We start from the raw sequence: 26049 nt of genomic DNA, 5'->3' as shown, positions 1-26049 counted from the left end.
CTCTATCTGCAACAAACTGGACTAGACCAGAAATTTAACCCAAACTTTTGAGAAAAGAGCAATGAAAAAACTAACCCAAATCGCTGCTGCCGTGTTACTCGCCACCAGTCCCAGCTTATATGCTGCAACAGGTAAACTCGTTGGTGTTGTAAAAGACCCACAAAGTAATCTTTCTGGCGCTGTTATCTCAGTAAAAGGCCAAGATGTATCCACAGTATCTGATTATCGTGGTCGCTTTGAACTACCAAAACTGGATGCCGGTCGCTACACCTTAGTCGTGAAATATATGGGTTATCAGGAAACAGAACTACAGGTTGAAGTAACTGATGGCAAAGTCACTACGTTGTCTCCAATCTTATTAAACCATCAACAAGCGATGGAAGAAGTGGTCACGGTTGGGCAAATCTTCCGTGGCGCAATGGCCGCTGCAAATAACCAAAAAAATGCCAGTAATATCAAAAGTATCATTTCTGCCGATGGGATTGGTAAGTTACCAGATAGAAATGCCGCTGAAGCCGTACAACGTATTCCAGGTGTGTCGATAGAGCGTGACCAAGGTGAAGGCCGCTTTGTTGCAGTGCGTGGTTTACCGTCACAATGGAGTTCGGCCAGCATCAACGGTAACCGCCTTCCAACCGCAGAAGAGGAAACCACCAGCCGCGCCACTGCGTTCGACTTTTTTCCAAGCGAATTGATTGAGTTTGTGGAAGTGTCTAAAGCTATCACTCCCGACATGGAAGGCGATGCGATTGGCGGTAATGTTAATTTCGTGACCAAAAAAGGCGCTGATGATTTTATCCTCAAAACCAACTTTGCTGTGGGCCAAAACGAACTGGCCGATGGTACAAATTATTCTGCCAATGTGGTGTATGGCGACCGTCTACTCGACGACAAGCTAGGTTTTATCATTAACGCCACAGCGTGGCAGCGTGATTGGGCAACCGATAACTATGAGCCGCGCCGTGGTAACGATAGCTTAGGCATTTACCGTTTAGAGCTGCGTGATTATACAGGAACCCGTGAAACTTACGGCTTAAATGGCTCGCTGGAATATCAACTTGAAAGCGGCACGCTCAGCGCCAGCGCGCTATATGGCACACTGATTGATGATGAAACCCACTATAAGCACAGGCTGCGTTTTGATAAAGACCGTGCTGAGCTGCAGCATATTCGCAACGAACTCATCACCGAAATGCAAGGCTTTGAAATTGCAGGTGAACATGACTTTGGCTTTGATAAAACGCTCTCTTGGCAGCTAGCCACGTACGAAAATGAGTTTCGCTATGGCGACAAACCCAACAGTGAAGACAATAGCTATTTTGTCGCCCGTTTTGATCAAAAAGAGGTTGGATATGTTGGACTTGAAGACCGCGATACCGGTAAAAATTATGCCTACAACCAAGTAGACGGCGGCAGTGACCCTTGGAACGCCATTAGCAATCACTTCCCCTCGGGCTTTACACTCGATCCAAGCAAAATGGGTTTGTCTTGGGTTGAGCTATACAAAGTCTACGTCAACGAAAAAGACAGACTGGTAGCCAATGCCGACTTTGACTGGCAATACAATAACCAGCTAGCCGTTAAATTTGGGGCAAAATACCGTGACAAAGTCCGTAAAGCTGACTTTGCCGACGAGTTTTACGCGTGGGACAGCGAACAATATGGCGCAGCGCCAACGCTTGCAGACTTTGCCTTAAGCGATCAACCCGGTCGCAGCGATTACTTAAGCGAAGCCAAGTTTGATTATCGCACGCAGTTGTCGCAGGTGGCTTCCACCGATGCTCTTGCCCAGTTTTGGACGCAAAATCGCAATAAGTTCAAGCTAGATGTGGGTGAATCAGCACTCATCAGCAACGGTGGAGCGCTGGGCAGAAACTTCGATGTTGAAGAAACCCACACCTCGCTCTACGGTATGGCAACTTACCAAGCTAACGACAACTGGGAAGTATTAGGCGGCTTACGCGTTACCCGCACCGATACCGAAGTGTCTGGTTACACTTATTTAGCCGACGAAGACAAAGTTGTTGATACCACCAACAGCAATGATTATTGGTCCATATTACCCGCACTACATGTTACTTATCGTGCCAATGATGATACCAATTATCGCCTTGCACTAACTCGCACCTTTGCCCGTCCTGACTTTGGCTCATTAACACCAGGGGCAACTTACCTTGAGCAAGACAATCAGCTTAACTCAGGAAATCCAGCGCTCGACCCTACGTACTCAAATAATCTCGACTTGATGGTGGAACATTATTTTGACCGCGTTGGCTTGGTCTTTGCGGGGGTATTCTACAAAGATATCCAAGACCCTATCTTCCAAGCCACCAGCGTTGGCAATTACAACAACAAGCAAGGCGTGACCATCATCCGTCCTGAAAACGGCGATAGCGCTTGGCTTGCGGGCATTGAGCTGGCATTTAACCGCGACCTTGGTTTTATTTCTGACAGTTTGAGCAACTTTGGGGTAATGACCAATGCGACCTTTATGGACTCTGAAATGCAGATCCCAGAGCGCACAGAAAAAGTAGCCATTCCACGTCAGGCCAATGAGCTTTACAACTTTACGCTGTATTACGACGACACCCGTTTTGCCGCTCGAATAGCACTTAATCATAAAGGTGCTTATATCGAAGAGCACGGCGGCGATAGCCAATCGGATAGCTACTATGGCGCCAATACCAGCGTGGACTTTACAACGTCATACCAACTTAACGAACAAACGTTAGTTTACCTAGAGCTAAGTAACCTCACCAATGAAGCATTGCAGTACTACCAAGGTGAGCAGGGTCGTCCATTACAGGTGGAATACTATGGTATCCGCGGCATGGTCGGCATTAACTACCAATTTTAATACCAATTCACTTGATTAAGCCGATTGGTATACACCGGTTGACGGGCAATCCACAAAGGATTGCCCTCGAATTACCGAGGATCCTATGATGTTGCAGATCACCCTATTTAACGCCCGCCCGCGCTGGCTAAAAGACGCCCAAGGTATCGGCTTTGTACTATTTGCCGCGACCAGTGCGTTTATGACTTACTTTTGTATGTACGCCTTTCGTAAGCCATTTTCGGTCAATACCTATGAAGCCTTTGATGACCCAAGCTGGGTTGTTAGCTTTAAAATTGCCCTGATCCTTTCGCAAGTGTTTGGCTACCTATGCGCGAAATTTATCGGCGTTAAAGTGATTGCTGAAATGCAGCATCATTATCGCGGCCGTGCGATTTTGGCCATGATTTTAGCCGCCGAGCTCGCACTGGTGCTATTTGCCATCACTCCTACGGGCTGGAATCTGGTGTGGCTGTTTGCCAATGGTCTCTCCCTTGGCATGATCTGGGGTTTGGTTTTTAGCTTTTTAGAAGGTCGTAAAACCACCGAAATCTTAGGTGCGGTACTCAGCGTTACTTTTATTCTTGCCTCTGGACTGGTCAGAACTGTGGGCAAATGGCTGGTGAGTGAACTCAATGTGCCTGAACTGTGGATGCCAGCGGCAACCGGAGCGATTTTTCTGCCGCTGCTTGTACTTAGCGTTGCTTGTCTCAATAGCATTCCAGAACCTACACAAGAAGATGAACAATTACGACAAAAGCGCGCGCCAATGGATGGCAAAGCCCGGCTGGCGTTTTTTAAACAGTATTGGTTTGGAATAACCGTGCTGGTGCTTAGCTTTTTACTCTTTACTGGCTTTCGTGACTTTAGAGATAACTTCTCAGCCGAGATTTGGCAAGCCTTAGGTTATGGGCAAGAACCCGCGATTTTTGCTTATGCCGGGATCCGCATCGCCTTTATCGTGCTCATTGCGCTTGCCGCATTGGTGTTAATTAAAAATAACCGCATCGCATTTTTTGCCAATCATGGCTTTGTCTTACTCGGGGCTTTACTACTGGCTGGCAGTACGTATTTATACCAAACCCAAAGTCTCGATCCTAAAACTTGGATGGTACTGCTGGGGGCTGGTCTTTATATCAGTTATATCCCCTATAACTGCTTTTTGTTTGACCGCATGATCTCAGCAGTTGGCTCGACTGCGAACGCCGGGTTTTTAATTTATCTGGCGGATTCGGCGGGCTACATAGGCTCAGTGGGCATCTTGCTCTATAAAACCTTTGCCACACCTGAGCTCAGCTGGCTGCACTTTTTTACCATGGCCTGCTACTGGGTAGCGTTTATCGCAAGCGCCCTCGTAGTGAGCTCAATTATTTATTTTGCCGTGAAATTAAAGCGACCACGTAAGGCGTCAACGCAACTACGCGCCACGGCACTTTCATCACATATTTCCTAGCTAGGAGTCTTAGCAACATGAAACACATTGAAGCATTAATTTTGGATTGGGCTGGTACTGTGGTCGACTATGGTTCGATTGCCCCTACCAGTATTTTTGTTGAAGCATTTAAGCAAGCGTATCAATTTGATATTTCCTTGGCTGAAGCGCGCGGTCCGATGGGAATGGGCAAATGGGATCACATTAATACCTTGCTACAAACGGACAGCGTCCGCACCCGCTGGATAACGCAATTTGGTCAGGCACCGAGTACGGCAGATGTTGACCATATTTATCAAACCTTTATGCCGCTCCAACAAGCAAAAGTCGCCGACCGAGCTGCCCCCATTCCGGGCGTGCTTGCGGTGATCAAACGATTACAACAACAAGGCGTTAAGATTGGCAGTTGTTCTGGGTATCCCAAGCCTGTGATGGACGTACTAGTGCCTGCCGCTGCCGACTATGGTTATCAGCCAGATTGTGTGGTTGCCAGTGATGAATGTGCAGCTGGCTCTCGCCCAGGCCCTTGGATGGCGTTAGAAAACGTACAACGACTTGGGATTAATCGCGTGTCTGGATGCGTAAAAGTCGATGACTCCGCGCCGGGAATAAGCGAGGGATTAAATGCCGGCATGTGGACCGTTGGACTTGCTTTAACCGGCAATGCGGTGGGGCTTAGCGAAGAAGAATGGACTTCGCTTGGTCACGAAGAGCAAAGTGCACATTCCCTTAATGCTTATCAGCAGCTTGGCGAGGCCGGAGCGCACTATGTGATTGACTCACTAGCCGACATCGAAATGGTTTTGGTGGATATTTCTGCTCGTATTGCCCGTGGAGAGCGCCCGTAATGCGCTTTCAGCCTTTTTGGTTTGATGAAGCAATCACTCAAGCCGATATTGAAGCCGCAGCAAGCGCGCCGTCTCATGGCGCGTTAGATACCCAAGTTTGTATCATAGGTGGCGGCTTTACTGGCCTTTGGACAGCCATAACGCTGAAAAAGCAAAAACCTGAGCTGAATATCGCCATTATTGAAAAAGACCTCTGTGGACAAGGTGCTTCGGGTCGTAATGGCGGAGCTATGCTGACATGGTCGACTAAGTTTGCCAGCCTAATTAAAGCGTTTGGCTTAGAACAAGCCTGCTTTTTAGTGCGCCAGTCGGAGCAGGCCGTTCATGACATTAAAGCCTTTACCAGTAAACACGGGATTGAATGTGATTGCCGCGTTGATGGTACTTACTATACGGCTTCAAATCACAGCCAGCGTAATGCCTTTGGCCCCATTACCACCCTACTCGAGCAACACCAGCTTAATGCGTGGCAAACACTGGATGAAGCGCAGTTGCAAGCAACCGGCTCTAATGCCAACCTTGCTGGAATTTACTCCCCCCACGGGGGTAGTGTTCAACCCGCCAAGCTTGTGCGTGGACTGATGAAGGTGGCAAAAACCCTTGGGGTCAAAGTATTTGAACACACCCGCTACCTAAAGCACCAAGGCCAAGACACGCTAACCATCACCACAGATAAAGGCGAGATCAGAGCCAATCAGCTGGTATTTGCCGTTAACGCTTGGCTGCCAAGCTTATTGCCGCAGTTTTCTCGCAGTGTGGTGTTGGTGTCGAGCGATATGGCGATCACTACACCAGCGCCTGAAAAGCTTGCGGCAATGAGGCTGAACCACGGTGCTCCGGTGATTGATGCACGCATTTTTGTGAATTACTACCGCACCACCTCAAGCGGTCGATTAATGCTTGGCAAAGGTGGAAATTATTTTAGTTTCAATAACCAAGTGAGAGATACCTTTCACCGTGCTAGCCGTTATCAAGCTATTCTTGAACGCTCATTTAGCCATTTCTTTGCACATCACCAGCTCGAGATAGACAGAACTTGGACCGGCCCCTCAGACCGAAGTGTCTCTGGCATGCCTTTCTTTGGTCATTTAAATGGTCAAGCTAATGTGTTTTATGGCAGCGGTTACTCAGGCAACGGCGTGGTGCAATCCTATTTAGGTGGACAAATCTTAGCAAGCCTTCTGCTTAATCAACATAACGACTGGCGTCACTGCGCCTTGGTCAACCAAACGCTTAAACAGTTTCCCGTCGAGCCATTTCGCACCGCGGGGGCCTTAATGGTGAGAAATGCCATTCGCCGTAAAGAAAGCGCAGAGGATAACAACACGCCACCGCATAAACTCGATGTTTGGCTAAGCAAGCTTAGTGGCAGCGCAGCAAAATTAGATCCGAACGTGAAGCAGGAGTATATAAAGTGAATGCCATTGCACAAATAAAACAGCTATTCGAGCAATATGGTCACGCCACCTATGACGAGGCATGCAGCCAAATTTATCATGCCGAGCAATGCGCCACCCTCGCGAAAGAAAATGGTTATGATCAAGCGACTCAAATCGCTGCATTTTTACATGATATTGGCCATTTTGTTGCTCAATCTCAGAATAACCCGGACTTTACCCCACAAGGATATAGCAATCATGGCGATTTAGGGGCAGATCATTTAACTCAGCTTGGCTTTGATCGCGCGGTGACAATGCTAGTGCGCAAACACGTAGATGCGAAACGCTATCTGGTCAGTATTGATGAGGAGTATTACCAAACGCTCTCTCCTGCCAGCCAATTAACGCTAACAAGACAAGGTGGAAAAATGAGCAGCGTAGAACTTGCGGCATTCTCCAAGCTACCTGAATTGGACGCTATTATCGCGCTGCGTCGTTTTGATGATTTAGGGAAAGATCCGAGTTTAGCCGTTTTGCCGAGTAGCTATTGGTTTAGCCAGATAGAAGCCTATTTGGCGAGTTAGGCCAGTCTGAGTTTACAAGTCTATGATTATAAATATTTATCCTGTCATAAAACGATAGTAAGCTTGTCACAAAAGGTTTTATCGACTCTATTATGCTGCTTTATCAACGTATTCGAAACCATATCCAAGCGCTGCTAGCCGCTGGCAGCATGACGCCCGGTGCCAAATTGCCTTCAGAGCGTGCGCTGCAAGAAACATTTAGCTCAACACGGATCACCGTCCGTGAAGCCCTAGCACGACTAGAAGCCGAAGGACTTATCTTTAGCCAAAAGCGTCGCGGCTGGTTTGTCACCCCCGAAAAACTCAAATGGCATCCAGCTAAAAAAGTGAACTTTAACCACCTTGCCATTGAACAAGGCTTTACACCAACAACTCAAGTAGTGGCAATTAATGCCCCTTCCACAGAGCCTGAGTTTAGCCACTCTCATTTTAACGGCCAGCCTGTATATGAATTAACTCGAGTACGCGCGTTAGATGGTCGCGCAATAATGATGGAACAGATCTATTGTGCAGCCGAACGTTTTGCCGACTTGCACAACCAACCGCTGGATGGCTCAATCACAGAAGTGATGTCGACCCATTACCAAGTTGACGTCAGCTTTGAACAGTGTGTAATAAGCGTCACCGTACTACCCGATGACGTTGCCGACAAATTAGAAAAGAACAGCGGCGCACCTTGCTTAAAGGTACTGCGCGCCCGCTATGACGCCGAGCAAGCATTGGTGGATTACAATATTGAATATTGGCTCCATGACGCCATAGAAATGATTGTTGAAGGCGTGTAACTCCCGTACCCGTAGGTCGTGCTTTAGCACGATAACTTTTCCTATCACCTGCGGTTGTCCTATTTTAGAAATAGCGCTAAGTTTAAATTCGGTACTCCCACATTTGACAACTGCAAGGAACATCAAGATGACTAATTTTAATGAGCGACTTAAAAGCCTAGATCTAAGCCGAATAACACATAGACTCAAAACCGCAACAGGTATGACAGAAGCAGATTGTTTACAAGCAGAAGTACTGTACAGGCAATTTCTTGTGTTAAAGTCAAAATATCCAGATACGCCTATCACACCTCCGCAGCTGGCAGATGAGGTATGGCATGAGCATATCACCGATACACTCGCGTATCACAATGACTGTGAAAACCTCTTTGGCACATTTTTACACCATATCCCAGACGAAGATAATCAAGAAACATGGCAAAAGGCTGTGTATTTATATCAGTTAGAGTTTGGTCTAGATGTGAGTGGCTTACAGGCTGCTGTGTGCAGATAATCAGCTAAGTCCGCTACTGCGGGTTTTTTCTTTTTGCTATCTGACTATTCATAAATCCAATACTTCTGGCTTTTGATGCTAGTGTTGCATATGAAGTGATAGAAATGGCAATAAACCTTGTCAGCAATGAAGTGACATACACAATACCTGATCCACGAAAGCTTACGGCTGCACTGAATAATTTGTATAAGTCAGTACCTGCACTCGGAGAAAAAACTACATGATACAAGTGCTACTGGATATTACGCCCATTCTCGTTAATATAGCTTCTTTTCTTTGCGGGCTTTTGCTAGGTCACTGGCTTAAACTTGGAATTGTTAGACGTGCAGAGTTCAATTCCTCTGTACAACCTATAAGGTGCTTATTATTAGATAATCGTTTCGTTAAAAAAGAATTAATAACCGAATTAGAATCTAAAATAGGTCGTCGAGCTAGAAAAATTGTATCTGTCTATAATAATGACTATTGCCCTAGCCAACAGCTACCAACAATACAACGTGAGGTTGATGAGTTTGGAGACCCAGTAGAGCCGATAGGGCAAAGCACTCTTGATAAAAATAAACAGACTCAGCAACGAGCGAAAAAAAACTGCTGAAAGCTTGCGAACTAAAGCGCTAGAAGTAGACACCTTTCAGTTCGGAGCTGTCAAATTTAGCAATGTTTAATTGGAATAGCGCCAGTGAGAGAGAACGAATCATTTAATATCAATGATATATTGGCTTTAGTCGAAAAGGATACGGAGCAATATCAAGAACTCAGCATTGCTTTAGATAGTATCAGAAGACATATGGGTCATTGCTGGTATCATTATCAGGAGTTTAAGAATGCTACCAAGATGCACAAAGAAGCAATGTTTGGCATATTACCCAAGACGGTTGATATTCAACACCCCGAATATTATAGGTGTGCATTTGAAGCGAACTGCTTTGCATTTTTTAGGGCGCTGCATGCTTTAATTGATAGTTTACCTCTAATCATATATCTATTGAGTAAAGATCTTGATTTTAAAGAAAAAGTAGAATGGAGAAAAGCTAAAGCATATTTAAAAGATTCGATATCAAAAGATTTAACGGAAAAATTAGAGGCTCTTAAGCAAAGTGATATATTCAATGAGTTAAAAGACTTGGTTAACATCACAAAGCATCGCAGGCTACCAAGGATAGACAGTTGTATATTTACAAACGAACCTGCCAAATTTTTAGCTGAAGACTTAGGTGGTATGTTGAGTGAAAACTCGATTGAACCTTTCATGGAAAGAGCTCATAAAGTAATCGTTGAGGAGTTTCTCATAGGTTTTGTTCGCGAACTTGGTTGCCGTTTAAAGCAAGTAAATGATGCTGACAGTTAAAATTTAAAACCATTATTGGAATAACTAAAATGGAAACCTGGAATCGAGAAACTTTACTTCACTACGCTCAAAATAATCAATCAGAGAAAGATATATCAAAATTGAAGAGGGCTATTAGCTCTGTAGTTGAAACTCAAATGCTATGCAACTACCACTACCGTACATTGCAAGCTTTACTTGACGAGCACATGCGCAATAACCCTACAGAAAGTTGTTTATTTAGATCAAGGTTCAGTGGAGATGCCGAGGCGAATAACAAAAATTTTGAATTTACATTAGGATGTAGAGCCAACATTATCGCTATCGTAAGAACTTTACATTCGTTGTCAGACATAGTGAGTTTTGTAATTTATCTGGGGCTAGGCCTTAACCTAAACAAGAGTACAAAGCTACCTAATTCTAAGATCACCTTGTACCATGTAAAAATAAAACTTGAAACACACACCAAATACATGGAACTATTACTTCTTTTAAATCGACTCACCGACAAAACCGATTATAAACACCTCGCTAGGCTGAGCAACCAAACAAAGCATTCAAGTATTGTAAGGCCACTTTCCCATTTCAACCTTAAAGAAAAAGGCATAGAACGTTATCAGTTCATCTTTGAAGAAATTGAAACACAACCTGGTTCAAATGAAAAATTTGCAGAAACTAGCGCAATACCTCTAATTGAGAAAGAGTTTCAGCGGCAGAACGACATTGTAATTAATATTTTGCATTGTTTGGACAAACTAGTATCAGAAGCCATATAAAAAAACCGGTGAAAGCCAATATTGGAACACGAACCATTGCTTATGCCGTGTTTAATGCGTACATCGGAAGCTTTCTAGCTTCTGTTAACACAGCGATGTTCTGTGATTTGGTAAAAGCGTGATTTTCTTAGTTGGCATCCAGCTTTAATGAGTGCAGAATCATTTTATGGGAAGGTGACAGCCCAGATTAGGCCATCGTTAAAACAATTGAAGATTCCCTGCTCATTTATTTAGCTAAAGGGGTGTAACCCCCTTAACCCATCGCCGCGTAAAGCGTCTCCTACCCTAACGGTTTACCAGTACTTTGCTTCAGAAATAGCTTTAAGTAGTCCGCTAATATCTGCGGCATACACTTCGCCAATATTACCGATCCTAAAGCAATCTGCGTTTGATACTTTACCGGGGTAAATTACATATCCTTTTTGCTTCAATGCTTCATAAAAGCGCTTAAACTCATAGCTTTCGTCACTTGGTGAATAAAAAGAAGTGATAATAGGTGAGTGCATGGCTTCTGGTAACAAGGCTTCAAAACCAAGGGCTTTCATGCCGCTAACGAGCTGTTTTTGATTTTCGCTGTAACGCTTGAATCGTGCAGAAGCGCCTCCCTCTTGCGCCAATTCTTCTAGTGCTTTGGCAAAAGCCCTGACAACATGCGTTGGCGAGGTAAAACGCCATTTACCATGATGATTTTCCATGGTTTTCCACTGAGCGTGTAGATCCAAAGAAAGTGAGCGTGCTTGTCCTTCAGAGGCAATCAAGAGCGCTGTTTTTGTAATCACAAAGCCAAAACCTGGAACACCTTGAATACACTTATTTGCTGAGCTAATGAGGATATCAATTTGCCACTCGTGCATATCCATCTCAATGCCGCCAAAACTGCTCATGGCATCAAGGATCATTACTTTATTGTGATGTTTCGCAAGCTCCGCTACGCGTTTAGCCGGATTCAGCATCCCCGTTGTGGTTTCGCAGTGTACCATTGCTACGTGGGTGATCTCAGGGTGTTGCTCAAGCGTTTGTGAGATCTGCTCAAGTTGCGGCAATTCGGTTTCAACAAAGTTGAGCGCTATCACATTAATATTTAGATAATTGGCTATCTCAATAATACGCGCACCATAGGCACCATTATTGATAACCAGTAAAGTGCCAGACTTAGGAATAAAAGTCCCAATAGCCGCCTCTACACTTGCTGTACCACTGCCCTGCATTAAGGTTGCACTGTAGTCACTGCGATACTGCGGATCTGCAACCGCAATTTCACAAAGCTGATTGCGAATAACTTGCACCACACCTTGGTTATATTCATCATCCCAGGTGCACCAGTCTTTCAACATGGCTTCTTTCACGGTGTGAGATGTACTGAGCGGGCCTGGCGTCAGGAGTAAATAATCGTTGTTCATAACTTGCCTCTAAACTGGTCTATACCAGAATATTTAACCGAGTTTAGGTGACAACGGCATGACAGTTTTATGAAACTAAGATTGATGTGGTAATGATGTTCAATGAAACCTCGCCTTTACCCTAAATGGCAAAGGCGAAGAGAAGCAACAGAGGCTCTGGTTATTTTATTTATACCCATTTGGATTATTGCTTTGCCAGCGCCATGTATCTTGCATCATGGCATCCAGTCCACGCTCTGCATGCCAGCCTAATTCGGATTTGGCTTTTTCAGGCGCAGCGTAACAAGCGGCAATGTCACCATCGCGACGCGGTTTAATGTCATAGGGTATAGCTTTGCCTGCAGCCTTTTCAAAGGCAGTAACCATCTCTAGTACCGAGTAGCCATTGCCGGTACCTAAGTTATAGATATGTGTGCCTGCTGCTACTGCGATTTTCTCAAGTGCTTTTAAATGGCCAATAGCTAGGTCAACCACGTGAATGTAATCTCTCACGCCCGTGCCGTCTTTGGTGTCATAGTCGTTACCAAAGACGCCTAAACTCGCCAGTTTACCAACAGCAACCTGTGAGATGTAGGGCAGTAAGTTATTGGGAATACCATTTGGGTCTTCACCAATTAACCCCGACTCGTGTGCGCCAACCGGGTTAAAGTAACGCAAAATAGCAAAGGCCCAACGCGGGTCTGATTTAGCGACATCCTGTAGTACCATTTCAACCATCAGCTTTGACGTGCCATAAGGATTGGTTGTGCCACCAACAGGGAAATCTTCACGAATAGGAAGACTGGCAGGATCTCCATATACCGTCGCTGACGAGCTAAAAACTAGCTTAAATACATTAGCATCACGCATTGCATCAAGGAGCGTCAACGTACCTTGGACGTTGTTTTGATAATACTCGATTGGCTTTTGAACCGACTCTCCTACGGCTTTTAAGCCTGCAAAGTGGATCACTTCTTCAATATCATATTGCGCGAATACACTATCAAGAAATGCCTTATCAAGAATATCCCCCTGATGGAATGCCGCTTCCTTTCCTACTATCTCAGCGACTCTATGTAATGAAGTCTGCTGAGAGTTGCTTAGATTATCTACGACCACTACCTTTTTGCCTTGCTGTAGCAGCTCTAATACAGTGTGAGAGCCAATATAGCCTGCACCACCAGTTACAAGAATCGTCATATCTCTTCCTATGGTTGTTGTCTACGCATCGCATCGAGCATTCTACTCAATTTGTTATTGTCAGTCTTGGCGGTAGCATACAAATGCCAGCTTGTTATCAAAAAAGCTCAAGCGAGAAATTGAAGTCTGACAGTAACTTCTTAAGTTTCTTAATAAGTGGACTTTTTTAGGCGCATTTAAATCCCGATAATAAATTTTATTATCTAGTGCATATGCCACTTTATTATCATCCAACCAGGTATAATCTTGCACTTGACTGGGAAGAGCAAAAAATCGCTGAATATGATCGCTCTCTCTGTGGTAAGTTGCGAACCACATTAAGCCATTGACTTGATATGTAAAAGCAAACACATCACGCGCACGGTTGTAAGACAAAGTTCGGCCAATATCTTCGGCAAGAATTTGTGGTAAATGACCATTAATATCTGTGTACTGTAAGGTATGCGGAGCACTCTCAGTCGCACCTAAAATAAACATAATCAGATCTTGGTTGCTCCCCCAAGCATGATACCCCACAGGTTCAATATGCTCAAAAACACGACTTGGTTTTGTAGCCTGATCAAACGGATAAAACCACAGTTTTTGCTTACCGGATCCCTCAACCACAATCGTCGTTAACCCTTTCCCATTCGGATGCAGTGTGGGTGAATACTCGGAGACAGGGGATTGCGTGAGGTTGGTTGTGTTTTGGCTTTGAAAGTCGTAAAAAAACAGATCCGTTTGGCTATTGCCATCAGCGCTTACTTCCGCGGTATAGTAAACCCCAGAATCAGTTACTAGCGGCTGATTAAAATATGCGGTGTTTTCAGTAATTGGTTTAGCACTGAAATGTTCACCTAATTCAGCTAGCCAAATTTGGCTTTTGGGCATGGCTGAATACGCAGGTAAACAGGACGCGAAAGCGAATAGACAAACTGCGAGCTTCACACGCATTGAAATGGGCATGGACGTTCCTTTGATTTTTCATTGTAGTTATATCACCCCGCTATGATACCCAACACTCGCCCTCAAGCAAAGCTTGCCAAAAACTTTGCTTCGCGTAACATCGAATTAACGGATGATGAAAGCTAAGGCAGATTTATGTCAGACAAACACCCTATTATCGCCATTACTGGTAGTTCAGGCGCAGGCACTACAACAACGACAAGCGCGATAAAACATATATTCCGCAGTCTTAATACCAAAGCCGCCTATGTCGAAGGCGATAGCTTTCATCGCTACACTCGCCCTGAAATGGATAAATTGCGTCGCGAAGCGCTGCAAGAAGGTAAGCACATTAGCTACTTTGGTGAAGAAGCCAATGACTTCGGCGCATTAGAAAGTCTGTTCAAAAGCTATGGCGAAACCGGCAATGGCAAAGTCCGTCGCTACCTTCATACGTTTGACGATGCCGTGCCATTTAATCAGCTACCGGGCACTTTTACTCCTTATCAAGAACTGGAACAAAACACCGATATGCTGTTTTATGAGGGGCTGCACGGTGGTGTCGTGACCCCCGAATATGATGTGGCCAGCAACGTTGATCTATTGATTGGCATGGTGCCTATCATCAACCTTGAGTGGATCCAAAAGCTCATTCGCGATACCAATGAGCGCGGCCACTCCAAAGAGGCGGTTATGACGTCAATTGTGCGCTCAATGGATGACTACATTAATCACATTACCCCGCAGTTTTCTCGCACGCATATTAACTTTCAACGCGTGCCCACCGTGGATACCTCTAACCCATTCAGTGCTAAAGACATACCCTCATTAGACGAAAGCTTTGTGGTTATTCGCTTTCGTGGCATCGAAGATGTTAATTTCCCTTACTACTTACAAATGATCGAAGGCAGCTTTATGTCTCGTGTAAACACGTTAGTTGTGCCGGGCGGGAAAATGGGGCTGGCGATGGAGTTGGTACTGACTCCACTTATCAAGGAATTATTAGTAAAGAAACGCGCCCTTGAGAATATGGCACCAGTCGATTTACCGATTTAACCCAGCTTATGTTTTGATTAGGAATAATAGCTTCCTTGCATCGCTCCATATCACACTTTACACTGACGCCTTTTAGGGCATCACGAGTAGTTGTTATATGGACATGCTTACCATTTTAGTGGGGTCTAAAAACCCAGTAAAAATCAATGCTGCAAAAACCATCTTTGCGCAGTACTTTCCCAATGCAAAAATTGATTGCCAGGGCATCTCAGCGCCGAGTCTCGTTGCGGATCAGCCTTTAGGTGAACAAGCCACCCGCGAAGGCGCAGAGAATCGTGTTACTTACTTACAGCAACATCATCAAGCCGATTTTTATTGTGCTATGGAAGGAGGCGCTGCCAAATTTGAATACGGTGCAGCTACTTTCGCTTATGTCGTCATTGCGGATAACCGTCGTACGAGTGTAGGCCGTAGTTGTAATTTGCCGCTACCGACATCGGTCTACGCACGCCTTGAACAAGGTGAAGAGCTAGGACATGTAATGGACGACCTGTTCAATACCACTAATATCAAGCAACAAGGCGGTGCTATCGGTTTACTAACCAACCATCTTGCCACCAGGGAAAGTAGCTACACGCAAGCCTTATTGCTCGCAATGGCACCCTTTAATCACCCCGAGATGTATTTATAATGCCGAACTACACACATATTTTATTTGATGCGGATGAAACCTTATTTAGCTTTAATGCCAAACTTGGATTACAAACGCTGTTTACTCAATATGACATCGTGTTCACTGACGAGGACTACGAAGAATATAATAGCTTAAATGCGCCACTTTGGGTGCAGTATCAAAATGGTGAGATTGACGCAAAAACACTTCAGGTAACGCGCTTTAGTCGCTGGGCTGAAAAACTCGATATCGCGCCTGAAGTACTCAATGCTAGATTCTTGGCAGCGATGGCAGAAATTTGCCAACCGTTACCGGGAGCTAAAACCTTGCTCGACAGCCTGAAAGGCCAATGTACTTTGGCTATTATTACCAACGGATTTGCCGCGCTTCAGCAAAAGCGCTTAGAGCACACAGGCCTTGTGGATCGTTTTTCTGAAGTGGTGATCTCTGAGTTGGTAGGTAAAGCCAAGCCAGATCCGAGTATTTTTGCGCATACGTTAGCGCTGTTGGGGAACCCCGACAAATCCAAAGTATTAATGGTTGGTGACACGCCAGCGAGTGACATTTTAGGCGCAAACCGCTTTGGGATTGACAGCTGTTGGTTAAAGCATGATGGCAAAGTCTGCCCTGACCATATCAAGCCAACCTATACCGTAGAATCTCTTAAAGAGTTGCAAGCGATTTTAATGGGGTAATGCCCTGTACAATTGTGTGGGAATAAGCTGACCTGTCGGGTTTTAAAAGCTCGCCGAATAAATCGGCCCCTACCAAAGGTAGACCTGTGTAGGAGCAAGTTTACCTTGCGAGCTCTTAAAGCTTTTGAAGATGCGCCGAGAAAATCGGCTCCTACCAAAAGTAGACCTGTGTAGGAGCAAGTTTACCTTGCGATCTCTTAAAGTTGTTGAAGATGCGCCGAGAAAATCGGCTCCTACCAAAGGTAGACCTGTGTAGGAGCAAGTTTACCTTGCGAGCTCTTAAAGCTTTTGAAGATGCGCCGAGAAAATCGGCTCCTACCAAAAGTAGAGCTGAGTAGGAGCAAGTTTACCTTGCGAGCTCTTAAAGCTTTTGAAGATGCGCCGAGAAAATCGGCTCCTACCAAAGGTAGACCTGAGTAGGAGCAAGTTTACCTTGCGAGCTCTTAAAGCTTTTGAAGATGCGCCGAGAAAATCGGCTCCTACCAAAAGTAGAGCTGAGTAGGAGCAAGTTTACCTTGCGATCTCTTAAAGCTTTTGAAGATGCGCCGAGAAAATCGGCTCCTACCAAAGGTAGACCCGTGTAGGAGCAAGTTTACCTTGCGAGCTCTTAAAACTTTTGAAGATGCGCCGTGAAAGCCGGCGCTTATTAAGTGATTAAAGTGCTGAGCGCTGTCTTAACACTTCAAATAAACAAACACCGGTCGCAACCGATACATTTAAGCTAGACACGCTACCTACCATCGGGATCTTAACCAGCTCATCGCAATGCTCTCGAGTTAAACGGCGCATGCCATCGCCTTCGGCGCCCATTACAATGGCCATAGGCCCAGTCAGGTTTGCATCAAAAACAGCTGTATCGGTTTCACCTGCCGTACCTACAACCCACACACCGGCTTCTTTAATATCACGCAATGTGCGAGCAAGATTGGTTACTTGGATAAGCGGAACCGTTTCTGCAGCGCCACACGCTACTTTTCTTGCAGTGCCGTTTAGCTTTGCAGACTTATCCTTTGGTACGATAACACCATGTACACCTGCTGCATCAGCACTACGCAGACATGCACCTAAGTTATGAGGATCCGTTACCCCATCAAGCACCAAGAAAAATGGTGTGGTTTCTCTTTGAATGATCTCATCAAGATCTTTTTCATTGTATCCGCGCGCCGCTTTAACATTGGCAATAATGCCCTGATGTTGCTCACCATTCGCTTTGTTATCAAGCGCTTTACGCTGCATAAACTGCACTGAAATACCAAACTTACGGGCATCGTTTACGACTTGATTTAAACGCTGATCTTCACGTCCCTTTAGTGCATAAATTTCTAAAAAGCGCTCCGGCGCGTTATTCAAAATGGCTTCGATTGAATGAAAGCCAAAAATTAATTCGTTACTCACGTTAAAGCTCCCGCTTTATAATCTATTGCGCTTTTTTGCTACGATTTCTTTCGTTTTTACCTGGGCGCTTTGCTTTGCCCTTTGCCGCTTTGGCTTTTTTACTCGTCGATTTTTTCTTCGACTTCAGCGTGCCTGCCTTTTTCGCCTGTTTGAGCTCACCCTTAGGGGTCGTTCTTTTGCGCTTTTTGGCTTTGTCATCGCCTTTATTATCTTTATCGCGACCAGACGTTTCACCGTCACGGCGCTTAGTTCCCGGGATTTTACCCGTTTTTAGCTGCTCACGAACACTACTTGCTGTGCTTTTTGGCGATTTTCGACGCCTTGCATACCTGTCTTGCTGACCTTCTTCAGCCAAAGCTAAGTTGATGCGACGATCGTCCAAGCTAACTGAAGCAACCACAACAGTAAGTTTATCACCGAGTCTAAACACCGTGCGACTATGCTCGCCAATCAAACATTGCTTTGCACCATCAAAGTGGAAGTACTCATGCCCTAAATTGCTAACATGGATCATCCCGTCAATCTGTAGATCGTCCAACCTCACAAATAATCCAAAGTTGGTGACTGATGAGATCACACCGGTAAATTCATCGCCAACATGATCTTGCATAAATTCACATTTAAGCCAATCAGCAACTTCACGAGTGGCGTCATCAGCGCGGCGCTCTGTCATCGAGCACTGCTCACCCAGTTGTTTCACTTCATCTTCATTGTAGATGTAAGCGCCACTTACTGGCTGTTGTTGCTGCTGTAAAATGCCTTTGATTGCGCGGTGTACCACCAGATCCGGATAACGGCGAATAGGTGAGGTAAAGTGTGCATAGGCTTTTAATGCCAAACCAAAGTGGCCAATATTTTCTGGCTGATATACTGCTTGCTTCATTGAGCGCAGTAACATGGTTTGGATCAATTCTTTTTCAGGGCGATCTCCCAATGACTCAAGCGCTTGGGTCAACTCCTCTGGCGACGGATCGTTAGGTAATTGACTTTCGATACCCAAGTCTTGCAAGAATTGTCTAAACTGGCTCAATCTTTCAGGGTCTGGCTCATCATGAACACGGTACAAGCTATGGGCTTCATGTTTTTCCAACAGCTTTGCTGCTGACACATTAGCCAAGATCATGCACTCTTCAATCAGCTTGTGGGCGTCGTTACGAACCACAGGCACGATAGAATCAATTTTTCGATGGGCATTAAATACAAAGCGCGTTTCTAGGGTTTCAAACTCAATCGCGCCACGCTCCTGCCTTGCAGCCTTCAGCGCCATATACATGTTATGGAGCTCAGTTAGATGAGGCACAAGAGGCTGATAATCCGCTCTGAGCTTTTCGTCACCTTGTAAAATCGCATGGACTTTGGTGTAAGTAAGACGAGCATGAGAGTTCATCACGGCTTCGTAAAAACGGTAGCCAGACAAACGACCCGCTTCGGACACGGTCATTTCCGCAACCATACATAAACGGTCTACCTTAGGATTCAATGAACATAGACCGTTCGATAGCACCTTAGGTAGCATTGGCACAACTTGCTCAGGAAAATACACTGAGTTACCACGCTCAATCGCTTCTTTGTCAAGCGCAGTGCCTTTGCCGACATAATGAGATACATCCGCAATAGCAACCCATAAACGCCAACCTCCTGACTTTTTACGCTCGCAATATACGGCGTCATCAAAGTCACGTGCGTCTTCACCGTCAATGGTCACTAACGGTAAGTCGCGCAGGTCGACACGGCCTTGTTTGGCAGACTCTTCTACAAACTCACCAAGATTTGCAACTTGTGCTTCTACTTCACTTGGCCACTCATGAGGAATGTCATGATTGCGAAGTGCCACCTCAATTTCCATACCCGGTGCCATATGATCGCCGAGCACCTCAAGTACTTTACCCATTGCATTCATTTGTTTGCTAGGGCTTTGAGTGATCTCTACCTGCACCATTTGATTATGGCGAGCACCATTTTCTTGGCCAGGTACGATGATGATATCTTGAGTAATGCGAGGATCTTCTGGCACCACGACTGCCATGCCAAACTCAACAAAATAACGACCGACGACTGGCGCACGCTCTTTTTCAAGTACCCGCACAATGCGCGCTTCCACCTTACCACCTGAGCCTCGGCTGCCAGCCTTTGCTAACACCCAATCGCCATGTAGCACGCGCTCCATTTGATACTTAGTGATAAACCAATCTTTGGGTTCGCCTTCGACTTCTAAAAAGCCAAAGCCGTCACGGTGTCCAACAACGCGGCCTTTGACTAGACCATCATCACTTGGAATGGTGTAACACTTAAATTTATTGAAGTGCAGTTGACCGTCTCGCTCCATTGCGCGCAAGCGGCGTTTAAGCGCAATTTGACGTTCTTCGTCTTGCACTTTTAAATCGTTACACAATTGAGAGAAAGAAGGTGGTTTGGCCGCGCTTTTAATGTGTTCTAAGATAAATTCGCGACTAGGTACTGGATTGTCGTATTTTTGCTGTTCTCTATCGAGATAGGGATCCTGTTTTGGCATTACTGTCTTGTTAAATAAGCTATGCTGTTATTTTAACCCAAAATAGCCTAATGACCTAGGCCAAGATCGATGAATCTTTTTATGCAGATAGATTAACCACTGAATTTGATGTCGATTCCAACGTTGCAATTTGGGCGTGAAGCTCTAATAAACGCTCAACTGAGCGTCTAGCAACCATAGCAAGACCGTCCCAATCGACTTGCTCTTCAGAGTAACTCAGCTGTACTGTTGCTGCTTGAACAAGCTCTGCAAAATTCACCATGCCGAGCTCTAGAGCTTCATTTTCAATGTAGGCTAGTTTATCAATGGCTAAATCTGTTACATTTAACTCTGTGAGTCCTTTAATTTGCGCAATCTCATATTCAAACCTGTCTGCTAAATACATTAACTTCGTTGCCAACACGCCTGAACTTTCACGGTTTGCGAGATCCATAAATCTTGATTGATCAATCAAAGTCTTACATTCCAAGCGAGATGTTGTTTTTACAGTCGCACATTCCAGTGCCGCATATAAACGGCTTGGCATGATAGGCTTAGTTAAACAGTCCTGCATGCCAGCTCGGAGGCATTGTCTTTTCAATTCAGGATCGCCATCACCCGTTAACGCTATCACCTTAACGCTGGAGGTAAAGCCAATTTCGTTGAAGCCCTCTTTAAACCACTCAAGACCATTTCCATCTGGCAGTCGCATGTCTAACAAAATAATATCGAAGTTGTGTTCTAATAGTGCGACTTCCGCTTCTGCAAGGCACTTAGCAATAGAAAACTCGCTCACCATATCGTTTAAATAAGTGCTGATCACATCAATATTCATGAGGTTATCTTCAACAACAAGCACATTGAGTGCTAGCTTCTCTGTATTAAACTCTGTGCTCTGTAACGGTGAATCACTACACTGGCAATCTAACTCAAAGCTAAACACAGTGCCATTGCCAAGCTTGCTGTCGACGTTAAGCTCAGAGTCTAGCCCTTGCAGCAGTTGCTTGCATAACGCCAACCCAAATCCTGAACTTTGCGAGATGGATTGTTCAGTATTTAATGTGACAAAGGGCTCGAAGATCTTTTCCATTTGTACTTCAGTCAGTCCTTTGCCCGTATCCTTAATTGCAAAACGAATAGTTTGCTTATCCTCAGCGCGACTTGTGCCTTCAAGGATCAGCGTAATAATGCCTTTATCTGTGTACTTAATCGCGTTCGAAAGCAGATTTCTGAGTACCAAAGACAATGTATCTTGCTCGACGACATGAACGTCCTGTGGATACAGACCTTTAACCTCGACCCTCAAACTCAACCCTTTAGCCAATGCCAGCGGCTGTAAAAGGCGAACTAACTCTTGCGAAAGACTATAAAGCGAGACAGGCACGCGATTTTGCGCGGCATATTCCCCTTTCGCTTGCAATAATACTTGATTGGCTAAGTCTGACATCGACATCGCGGCGTGGACGATAACATCGCATAGTTGAGCATGGCGATTGGGCTCACGCGGCACTTTTTTAAGTGATTCTGCGTGACCAACAATAGCGTTTAGTGGTGTTCTCAGTTCATGACTTAATAACGTTAAAAACTGTCCTTTTACTTGCGCTGACTGCTCAGCAGCAGTTTTTAACAGGCATAGTTCTTTTTCACGACGGCTGCTACATAACAGGCATAAAGAAAAACACAACAGCAGCGGCATCGTACTCACTGAAACTGCAAAAAACTGGTTAACCCAATTTGCCGAAACCAGGCTATCTGTCACCGAGTAGCCGCCAAGCATGACCACTCTAAAAGTAAACACGGCCAATAAGCTCAAGCACGATAGGCCAAACGCCCAATGTGCCGCACTAAACTGTTGTGATAATAATTTATGGCCTTTATTTAACGCTCGCAGGCAGTAAATCATCGCCATCGCCCAGACTAGGTAGTTGATCCCGACACGAGCTATAAAATTAAACTCCACGTACAAAAAGTAAGTAAAACTGGGAATACCCAATGCGGCTAATACATACCAAGGCATGTAATTGCTTTTCACACTAAAAAACGCATCAACACCACGAGCCAGATAAAAAAGTCCCAATGCGATAGTAAGATTGGGAATAAAAATTGAGAACGTAATGGGAAGTGTATAGGCGGCCAACAGGCCACACCCAATTGCGGTAAGCGCAATGAAAACAAGCCAATCTCGAGTGCCTGGTAGGCCTTTATTAATAAACCAGTTTACGGCCATAAAAACTGTACAAACCACAGTCGTTATTGCGGTAACTTGAATAAGTAATTTAGGATCCATCATTACACTCAAAATTAATACATTATTATTACTTGGCGGATGGTGCAGTATATTACCGCACTGCATTATTTTGAAGTATTAACTGGATATATGCTATTACACCGAGTTACAGCCATCCTTTTTGCTTAGCAATTCTTGCTGCATCTACTCGATTTGTCGCATGTAATTTCGCGATAGCGTCGGATAAATAATTCCTTACCGTTCCCTCGCTCAAAAATAGCTGTCCTGCGATTTCAGCAGTTTTTAGTCCTTCACTGGCCAAACGCAACGCTTTTCGCTCTTTATCAGTAAGCGGGTCAGCATCCTCCAAAGCGTACAGAGCAAGCTCTGGGTCAATAACCTTATATCCGTTCATTACCTTTTTCAGCGTTGATAGCAAGTACTCACTTGGTGCTTCTTTTAATACAAAGCCATTTACCCCTAAAGTGATCGCGCGACGAATATAACCTGCCTTAGAAAAGGTCGTCATGATAACTACTTTTGTGTCTGGCATTTTTTGTTGTAAGTGCTGAGCAAGCTCAAGCCCAGTGACTTGTGGCATTTCAATATCCGTTAGCACGATATCAGGCGTTAACTTTGCTAACTTTTCCTTTGCAACTTGACCATTTTCAGCCTCGCCAACCACCTCAATCTCTCTATCTAAGCTCAATAATGCCGCAATAGCCCCTCTTACTAATGCTTGGTCTTCAACAATAAAAACTTTGATCATCCTACTTCCCCTAGTACCGCCTTAAAGTATCCGCCCTGTTCGGTGTTATAAAATAATTGGCCACCACATTCTTTCAATCGGGTACGGATCCCCATTAAACCATTTCCTTCTTTTATGGACTTTATAGAGCCATTATCTTTAATTTCTACAAAGACATTATTGTCAGTTTGTCGTAGTGTGAAGCAAACCTTATCTGCGTCGCTGTGACGAATAATGTTGGTGCATATCTCTTTAGCAAAAAAGCACAAACAGGCTTCGCTTACTTTATCTAAAGTGACCGCCTGCAATTCTAGCGTTACGGCAATGCCCTTATCTTTTAGCCTTGATGCCAAAATGTGCAGCTGAGCATCAAGCGCTAGCTGATGGTAGCCGGTGACGGCTTGGCGCACTTCGCTTAGTGCTTCTCTCGCTAAGTCTGCAACCTGCTGCGCTTCTGATTGCGCTTGCTCTAATGCATTTGCAGCAGCAAATTTACTCGCCAACTCTGCTTTTAATGCTATCGAGCTGAGTGAATGACCAAGTAAATCATGTAGGTCGCGCGCAATACGCTCACGCTCAGCCACGGCGCCTAGCCGCTTAATCTCTTCTTCACTTTGCCTCTGCAACTCTTGATGTACTCGCTCTCGGTGTGACATCCAACCAAAAATAAAGAGTCCACATGCCACGCACAGTGCAGGCATCAAGAAATAAACCGTTTGCTGGGTCGCGATAAATTTAGCCGTTAGCAATACCAACGCTATGATGACCAGCATCGCAATGATTTTATAGCGAGGCAGAAAATTAAAACCGCAGAAAAAAGCAATAAAGCCAAATAACGAACTCGTCCCGGTCGTCACCCAACTACCTGCGACACAAAGCCCTGCCATCAGCACTAAATTCATCACCAACGCATTGCCCGTTTTTGTAATACTCTGCCAATAGAGCAAGACAAAACTAAGGTACACAACAACTTGCAACGCAATATTAACTGCGCTCAATTGCGCCCAGCTAAATATTAACGGGAAAAAGTAAAAGGTTGAAAATATAAGGGGTCCAGCATTCCAAAATGAGCGCCGTTTCTCTACTAGGGTAAATTCTGTGGTAATGGACACAAGCTTCTCTGGTTCACTCTTTTTATTATTATTTACGTTTAAGCGCAGAATGTTGAGTGACAAGTGTCAACAATCTTGTCATCTCAAAGCGATTAAATGATAGACTGCTAAAAAACAGTTCTAATATTCGATATGCGCCCACAACAATCCGCTTTGCTCTCGCTTCATAGTGCCGTTTTATTATTTGGTGGAACAGCATTATTTTCAAAATTAATTTCACTCTCAGCATTGGATATCACCGTTTACCGTACCGCCGTTGCTTTCGTTGTGCTACTACTGTTACTCAAAATACAACGGCAGCCGATAAAATTAATACACAAAAAAGATTATCTAACGGCTTTAGTTCTCGGTGTCATCGTGGGACTTCATTGGGTGACTTACTTTGCAGGCATGCAAATGGCGGGAATTGCAGTTGGGATCATTGCCTTTTTCACCTACCCCGTTATCACCGTTTTTTTAGAGCCGCTCTTCACTCGCAACCGTGTACAGCTAAAAGATTTTATCAGTGCGAGCGCGGTGCTATTTGGTATCTATCTGTTAGTACCAGAAGCGAACCTTGGCAACCAAGTTACCTTAGGGATTATTACGGGCGTATTCTCGGGCGCACTCTTTGCACTACGCAACTTGCTCCAAAAGCGCTTCTTTTCTCACTATAGCGGCCCACACACGATGCTTTATCAAACGCTTGTTGCATGCCTCATGCTGTTAGCATTTGTGGAAGTGCCAATTCAACAAGTTTCCACAGAAAACCTCTGGTTAATCTTGCTTGCAGGAGCAATATTTACAGCAATTCCACACGCTTTGTTTGCCTCTAGCCTACGTTATTTATCTGCCACCACTGCAGGGTTAATTTCTTGTTTACAACCATTGTATGGAACGCTATTAGCTTATATTCTGTTACACGAGACGTTGACACTTACAACATTACTTGGCGGGTTGTTGGTAGTTAGTGCAGCCTGTTTTGAAACTTGGTCTATTACAAGGAAAAAAGCATGATTCAAGTCTTAGCGCACCGTGGAGCCAGTGGCAGCTATCCGGAAAACACACTTGCTGCAATAGAAGCAGCTCTCCATATTGGCGTTGATGGTATTGAGTTGGATGTGCAAAGTTGCGCGGATGATTACGCCATTATCCACGACACTTGGCTAGACAGGACCACCAATGGCGTAGGTAGAGTTAATGAACAAACTCAAGCCTACCTTGCCACGCTTGATGCCGGTAAAGGACAATCAATTCCAACCTTGCAGCAAGTGTTTGCCACCATAGGCAAACAGACAGATATCAATTTAGAACTGAAGCATACCTTTGGCCTAGATAAATTCGTTACCTATATTGAAGAGCATATCCAGCAAGGCGTGATCACCAGAGAGCAGCTACTCATCTCCTCTTTTGACCATCATCAACTATTGTGGCTAAAGCAAAAATTACCTTGGGTAAGAATTGGTGCGTTAACCGCTTCGATCCCAATTCATTATGCGCAATTTGCCGAATCGCTCCATGCCTACAGCATTCATATGGACAAAAACTTTATTAATCATGAATATGTGTTGGACGCAAAATCTCGCGGATTAAAGGTATTTGCTTATACGGTCGATAAACAACAAGACATAGATATGATGCTAAATTTCGGGGTGGATGGTATTTTCACTAACTTTCCATGCCAAACCAAAATGTATTTACAGGGCATTGGCGCTTACGCCACCCCAATTGAGTAACTGCTTGATCGCTTTAGCATTGTTATTCCATTTA

General features: G+C 44.7%; 23 protein-coding genes. 15 read left to right on the top strand and 8 right to left on the bottom strand.

Annotation, left to right across the window (positions count from 1 at the left end; translation table 11 throughout):
- The first annotated feature begins 61 nt into the window (after positions 1–61).
- The 10 genes from L1271_RS03940 (at position 62) to L1271_RS03895 (ending at position 10460) form a co-directional block, all read left to right on the top strand.
- On the top strand, positions 62–2857 hold the full coding sequence (locus tag L1271_RS03940) for a TonB-dependent receptor (RefSeq protein WP_235366797.1): 2796 nt from the start codon (positions 62–64) through the stop codon (positions 2855–2857).
- 85 nt (positions 2858–2942) lie between these two features.
- Positions 2943–4289: a DUF5690 family protein gene (locus L1271_RS03935; RefSeq protein WP_235366796.1), complete on the top strand. Its 1347-nt coding sequence runs from the start codon at positions 2943–2945 to the stop codon at positions 4287–4289.
- A gap of 17 nt (positions 4290–4306) precedes the next feature.
- On the top strand, positions 4307–5116 hold the full coding sequence (phnX, locus tag L1271_RS03930) for a phosphonoacetaldehyde hydrolase (protein WP_235366795.1): 810 nt from the start codon (positions 4307–4309) through the stop codon (positions 5114–5116).
- Positions 5116–6534, top strand: coding sequence for an FAD-dependent oxidoreductase (locus tag L1271_RS03925; protein WP_235366794.1), 1419 nt, complete (start codon positions 5116–5118; stop codon positions 6532–6534). The genes phnX and L1271_RS03925 overlap by 1 nt, the downstream gene beginning before the upstream one ends.
- Positions 6531–7079, top strand: a complete 549-nt coding sequence (locus L1271_RS03920; protein WP_102056067.1) for an HD domain-containing protein — start codon at positions 6531–6533, stop codon at positions 7077–7079. Before L1271_RS03925 ends, L1271_RS03920 begins: the two co-directional genes overlap by 4 nt.
- A 92-nt stretch (positions 7080–7171) precedes the next feature.
- Positions 7172–7864 carry a UTRA domain-containing protein gene (locus tag L1271_RS03915; RefSeq protein ID WP_088531664.1) on the top strand — a complete coding sequence of 231 codons (693 nt, stop codon included), beginning with the start codon at positions 7172–7174 and terminating at the stop codon, positions 7862–7864.
- Between the two features lie 127 nt (positions 7865–7991).
- Complete coding sequence (locus L1271_RS03910; protein ID WP_235366793.1) at positions 7992–8357, top strand: glycine-rich domain-containing protein; 366 nt, start codon at positions 7992–7994, stop codon at positions 8355–8357.
- Between the two features lie 220 nt (positions 8358–8577).
- Positions 8578–8952 (top strand): hypothetical protein, encoded by a 375-nt coding sequence (locus L1271_RS03905; RefSeq protein ID WP_235366792.1) that lies wholly within the window; start codon positions 8578–8580, stop codon positions 8950–8952.
- 84 nt (positions 8953–9036) lie between these two features.
- Complete coding sequence (locus L1271_RS03900) at positions 9037–9705, top strand: hypothetical protein (RefSeq protein ID WP_235366791.1); 669 nt, start codon at positions 9037–9039, stop codon at positions 9703–9705.
- Positions 9706–9734: 29 nt separating this feature from the next.
- Entirely contained in the window at positions 9735–10460 is a 726-nt protein-coding gene (locus L1271_RS03895; protein ID WP_235366790.1) for a hypothetical protein, read from the top strand.
- 293 nt (positions 10461–10753) lie between these two features.
- Here L1271_RS03895 and phnW read toward each other — a convergent pair whose 3' ends face one another.
- The 3 genes from phnW to L1271_RS03880 all read right to left on the bottom strand — a co-directional run bounded on the left by phnW (position 10754) and on the right by L1271_RS03880 (position 13984).
- Positions 10754–11860 (bottom strand): 2-aminoethylphosphonate--pyruvate transaminase, encoded by a 1107-nt coding sequence (gene phnW / locus L1271_RS03890; protein ID WP_235366789.1) that lies wholly within the window; start codon positions 11858–11860, stop codon positions 10754–10756.
- 165 nt (positions 11861–12025) lie between these two features.
- Entirely contained in the window at positions 12026–13039 is a 1014-nt protein-coding gene (gene galE / locus L1271_RS03885; RefSeq protein ID WP_138582982.1) for a UDP-glucose 4-epimerase GalE, read from the bottom strand.
- 60 nt (positions 13040–13099) lie between these two features.
- Positions 13100–13984 (bottom strand): hypothetical protein, encoded by an 885-nt coding sequence (locus L1271_RS03880; RefSeq protein ID WP_174170452.1) that lies wholly within the window; start codon positions 13982–13984, stop codon positions 13100–13102.
- Positions 13985–14119: 135 nt separating this feature from the next.
- On the opposite strand from L1271_RS03880, the gene L1271_RS03875 reads away from it, so the two are divergent.
- The 3 genes from L1271_RS03875 (at position 14120) to yjjG (ending at position 16327) form a co-directional block, all read left to right on the top strand.
- Positions 14120–15019, top strand: a complete 900-nt coding sequence (locus tag L1271_RS03875; RefSeq protein ID WP_010368692.1) for a phosphoribulokinase — start codon at positions 14120–14122, stop codon at positions 15017–15019.
- A 97-nt stretch (positions 15020–15116) separates the two neighbouring features.
- Complete coding sequence (gene yjjX, locus L1271_RS03870; RefSeq protein WP_235366788.1) at positions 15117–15650, top strand: inosine/xanthosine triphosphatase; 534 nt, start codon at positions 15117–15119, stop codon at positions 15648–15650.
- On the top strand, positions 15650–16327 hold the full coding sequence (gene yjjG, locus L1271_RS03865) for a pyrimidine 5'-nucleotidase (protein WP_235366787.1): 678 nt from the start codon (positions 15650–15652) through the stop codon (positions 16325–16327). The genes yjjX and yjjG overlap by 1 nt, the downstream gene beginning before the upstream one ends.
- A gap of 654 nt (positions 16328–16981) precedes the next feature.
- Here yjjG and rlmB read toward each other — a convergent pair.
- The 5 genes from rlmB to L1271_RS03840 form a co-directional block, all read right to left on the bottom strand.
- Positions 16982–17722, bottom strand: a complete 741-nt coding sequence (rlmB, locus tag L1271_RS03860; RefSeq protein ID WP_102056057.1) for a 23S rRNA (guanosine(2251)-2'-O)-methyltransferase RlmB — start codon at positions 17720–17722, stop codon at positions 16982–16984.
- 22 nt (positions 17723–17744) lie between these two features.
- Positions 17745–20234 (bottom strand): ribonuclease R, encoded by a 2490-nt coding sequence (rnr, locus tag L1271_RS03855; protein WP_102056056.1) that lies wholly within the window; start codon positions 20232–20234, stop codon positions 17745–17747.
- A 79-nt stretch (positions 20235–20313) separates the two neighbouring features.
- A complete protein-coding gene (locus tag L1271_RS03850) occupies positions 20314–22503 on the bottom strand; it encodes an ATP-binding protein (RefSeq protein ID WP_235366786.1) in 2190 nt (729 codons plus the stop codon).
- A 103-nt stretch (positions 22504–22606) separates the two neighbouring features.
- Complete coding sequence (locus tag L1271_RS03845) at positions 22607–23209, bottom strand: response regulator transcription factor (protein ID WP_010605828.1); 603 nt, start codon at positions 23207–23209, stop codon at positions 22607–22609.
- On the bottom strand, positions 23206–24186 hold the full coding sequence (locus L1271_RS03840) for a sensor histidine kinase (protein WP_235366785.1): 981 nt from the start codon (positions 24184–24186) through the stop codon (positions 23206–23208). The genes L1271_RS03845 and L1271_RS03840 overlap by 4 nt, the downstream gene beginning before the upstream one ends.
- A 246-nt stretch (positions 24187–24432) precedes the next feature.
- Between L1271_RS03840 and L1271_RS03835 the strand changes: the two genes are divergently transcribed.
- Together L1271_RS03835 and L1271_RS03830 are read left to right on the top strand one after the other, a co-directional pair.
- Entirely contained in the window at positions 24433–25296 is an 864-nt protein-coding gene (locus tag L1271_RS03835) for a DMT family transporter (protein ID WP_010605830.1), read from the top strand.
- Positions 25293–26015 (top strand): glycerophosphodiester phosphodiesterase, encoded by a 723-nt coding sequence (locus L1271_RS03830; protein ID WP_235366784.1) that lies wholly within the window; start codon positions 25293–25295, stop codon positions 26013–26015. Before L1271_RS03835 ends, L1271_RS03830 begins: the two co-directional genes overlap by 4 nt.
- The last annotated feature ends 34 nt before the right edge of the window (positions 26016–26049 follow it).

The organism is Pseudoalteromonas sp. OF5H-5, assembly GCF_021530695.1.
In the GTDB taxonomy this organism is placed as follows: domain Bacteria; phylum Pseudomonadota; class Gammaproteobacteria; order Enterobacterales; family Alteromonadaceae; genus Pseudoalteromonas.
This window is presented reverse-complemented; position numbering and strand designations above follow the sequence as displayed.

What these genes read in the sequence shown, in the direction of transcription:
- L1271_RS03940 (WP_235366797.1), top strand. Translation starts at nt 62, where the DNA reads ATGAAAAAACTAACCCAAATCGCTGCTGCCGTGTTACTCGCCACCAGT.
- L1271_RS03935 (WP_235366796.1), top strand. Translation starts at nt 2,943, where the DNA reads ATGATGTTGCAGATCACCCTATTTAACGCCCGCCCGCGCTGGCTAAAA.
- phnX (WP_235366795.1), top strand. Translation starts at nt 4,307, where the DNA reads ATGAAACACATTGAAGCATTAATTTTGGATTGGGCTGGTACTGTGGTC.
- L1271_RS03925 (WP_235366794.1), top strand. Translation starts at nt 5,116, where the DNA reads ATGCGCTTTCAGCCTTTTTGGTTTGATGAAGCAATCACTCAAGCCGAT.
- L1271_RS03915 (WP_088531664.1), top strand. Translation starts at nt 7,172, where the DNA reads ATGCTGCTTTATCAACGTATTCGAAACCATATCCAAGCGCTGCTAGCC.
- L1271_RS03910 (WP_235366793.1), top strand. Translation starts at nt 7,992, where the DNA reads ATGACTAATTTTAATGAGCGACTTAAAAGCCTAGATCTAAGCCGAATA.
- L1271_RS03905 (WP_235366792.1), top strand. Translation starts at nt 8,578, where the DNA reads ATGATACAAGTGCTACTGGATATTACGCCCATTCTCGTTAATATAGCT.
- L1271_RS03895 (WP_235366790.1), top strand. Translation starts at nt 9,735, where the DNA reads ATGGAAACCTGGAATCGAGAAACTTTACTTCACTACGCTCAAAATAAT.
- phnW (WP_235366789.1), bottom strand. Translation starts at nt 11,860, where the DNA reads ATGAACAACGATTATTTACTCCTGACGCCAGGCCCGCTCAGTACATCT.
- galE (WP_138582982.1), bottom strand. Translation starts at nt 13,039, where the DNA reads ATGACGATTCTTGTAACTGGTGGTGCAGGCTATATTGGCTCTCACACT.
- L1271_RS03880 (WP_174170452.1), bottom strand. Translation starts at nt 13,984, where the DNA reads ATGCCCATTTCAATGCGTGTGAAGCTCGCAGTTTGTCTATTCGCTTTC.
- L1271_RS03875 (WP_010368692.1), top strand. Translation starts at nt 14,120, where the DNA reads ATGTCAGACAAACACCCTATTATCGCCATTACTGGTAGTTCAGGCGCA.
- yjjX (WP_235366788.1), top strand. Translation starts at nt 15,117, where the DNA reads ATGGACATGCTTACCATTTTAGTGGGGTCTAAAAACCCAGTAAAAATC.
- yjjG (WP_235366787.1), top strand. Translation starts at nt 15,650, where the DNA reads ATGCCGAACTACACACATATTTTATTTGATGCGGATGAAACCTTATTT.
- rnr (WP_102056056.1), bottom strand. Translation starts at nt 20,234, where the DNA reads ATGCCAAAACAGGATCCCTATCTCGATAGAGAACAGCAAAAATACGAC.
- L1271_RS03850 (WP_235366786.1), bottom strand. Translation starts at nt 22,503, where the DNA reads ATGATGGATCCTAAATTACTTATTCAAGTTACCGCAATAACGACTGTG.
- L1271_RS03845 (WP_010605828.1), bottom strand. Translation starts at nt 23,209, where the DNA reads ATGATCAAAGTTTTTATTGTTGAAGACCAAGCATTAGTAAGAGGGGCT.
- L1271_RS03835 (WP_010605830.1), top strand. Translation starts at nt 24,433, where the DNA reads ATGCGCCCACAACAATCCGCTTTGCTCTCGCTTCATAGTGCCGTTTTA.
- L1271_RS03830 (WP_235366784.1), top strand. Translation starts at nt 25,293, where the DNA reads ATGATTCAAGTCTTAGCGCACCGTGGAGCCAGTGGCAGCTATCCGGAA.